Annotated in this window: 2 protein-coding genes; both read left to right on the top strand. The window is 74.3% G+C overall.

Features of this window, described 5'->3' with window-relative positions; translation table 11 throughout:
- Positions 1 to 17: 17 nt before the first annotated feature.
- Complete coding sequence (locus C6558_RS41910) at positions 18 to 107, top strand: hypothetical protein (RefSeq protein WP_371412342.1); 90 nt, start codon at positions 18 to 20, stop codon at positions 105 to 107.
- Positions 104 to 444 (top strand): aminotransferase class III-fold pyridoxal phosphate-dependent enzyme (locus C6558_RS41345; protein ID WP_146161023.1); only part of this gene is annotated, 341 nt, incomplete at its 3' end. The genes C6558_RS41910 and C6558_RS41345, both read left to right, overlap by 4 nt.

The raw sequence follows: 444 nt of genomic DNA, 5'->3' as shown, positions 1-444 counted from the left end.
CCTCGATCGTCGAGTCCGTGCTCTCCATCCGGCGCGCCGGCGCCGACTCCGTGCTCACCTACTGGGCGGCCGAGCTCGGCCGCTGGATGAAGGAGGGGTCCCTGTGACCGCGTCCCAGCCGACCACCAACGCCGCCGCCTTCGCCGCGGCCCAGGCCGTCATCCCCGGCGGCGTCGACTCACCCGTGCGCGCCTTCGGCTCGGTGGGCGGCACGCCCCGGTTCATGGCCGGCGCACGCGGCCCGTACCTGACCGACGTCGAGGGCAACGAGTACGTGGACCTGGTCTGCTCGTGGGGCCCCATGCTGCTGGGCCACCAGCACCCCGAGGTCGTCGAGGCCGTGCACGCCGCCGTGGACCGCGGCCTCGGCTTCGGCACCTCCACGCTGGAGGAGACCGCGCTGGCCGAGCTGATCGCCTCCAAGGTCCCGGTCGAGCGCGTGCG

Source organism: Ensifer sp. NM-2 (assembly GCF_003024455.1).
Taxonomy (GTDB): Bacteria; Pseudomonadota; Alphaproteobacteria; order Rhizobiales; family Rhizobiaceae; genus Ensifer; species Ensifer canadensis.
Note: the sequence above shows the minus strand (reverse complement) of the source record. Positions and strands in the feature narration are given on the sequence as shown.